The following is a 1055-nucleotide window of genomic DNA, read 5'->3' as shown; positions in this document are numbered from 1 at the left end:
GGGGGTGCGGGGTTTGATTCTCTTCTGGGCTCGCGGGGCGGCCCACCCCGCCCCGGGCGCCCGCCCCACTCCGGCCGGGGGGGGGCGGGGGGGGCGCCGCCCCGACCTCCACCGCAGCTGCCGCACCCTCACCCCAACCCCTCTCCCAGGGGGAGAGGGGCTCAAGCGCGCGCACCCCGCTGTCTGCAGCAGGCAAGCCGATGCGCACCGCTCCTCCGGGCGTGGTCGCCAAGGGCCAGCCGGAACCGCTCAAGGGCGTGCGCCGCAACATGGCGCGGGTGATGGCCGATGCGCACAGCAAGGTCGTCCCGACCACGCTCAGCGACGATGCCGACATCCATGCCTGGGCGCCGGGCAACGACATGACCTCGCGACTGGTGCGCGCCATCGTCAGCGCCTGCCAGGCCGTGCCGGCCATGAATGCCTGGTTCGACGGTGACAACCTTACCCGCACCCTGCATGCCCAGGTCGACATCGGCATTGCCGTGGACACCGACGATGGTCTTTTCGTCCCGGCCCTGCGCAATGCCGACATGCTCGATGCACGTGGCGTGCGCGAAGGCATCAACCGTCTGCGCCAGCAGGTCGAAGACCGTTCGATCGCGCCGTCGGAGTTGAGCGGCTACACCATCAGCCTGTCCAACTTCGGCATGTTCGCCGGCCGTTACGCCACGCCGGTAGTGGTGCCGCCGTGCGTGGCCATCGTCGCCGCAGGCCGTGCCCGCTTCCAGGTCACCCCGGTCATGGGCGGCATTGAAACCCACAAGGTCATCCCCTTGTCGGTCACCTTCGATCACCGCGCCTGCACCGGCGGCGAAGCCGCACGCTTCCTGCGCGTGCTGATCGACGATCTGGCCAAGGTCAACTGACAAATTTTTTGTTGGCTGTGTGATTTTGAGGCCCGCAGCGATGCGGGCCTTTTTTTGTGGCTTGGCGTTTGCCTTGGGTTTGCTTGTTGGAAGCTGCCCGGAACCCAACCCCCCGCGCCCCCCCCGGCGGGGGGGGGCGGGCGGCGCGGGGGGGGGGGGGGGGGACCCCGCCGCCCCACCGGGGGG

Annotated in this window: 1 pseudogene; it reads left to right on the top strand. The window is 70.0% G+C overall.

Annotated features, from left to right (window positions below):
• Window positions 1–155 precede the first annotated feature (155 nt).
• Window positions 156–869: pseudogene (locus ACVOK8_RS19135) on the top strand (dihydrolipoamide acetyltransferase family protein); the annotation flags it as partial.
• Window positions 870–1055: the final 186 nt, after the last annotated feature.

The sequence above is a fragment of the Stenotrophomonas sp. STEN083 genome, from assembly GCF_056759195.1.
Note: the sequence above shows the minus strand (reverse complement) of the source record. Positions and strands in the feature narration are given on the sequence as shown.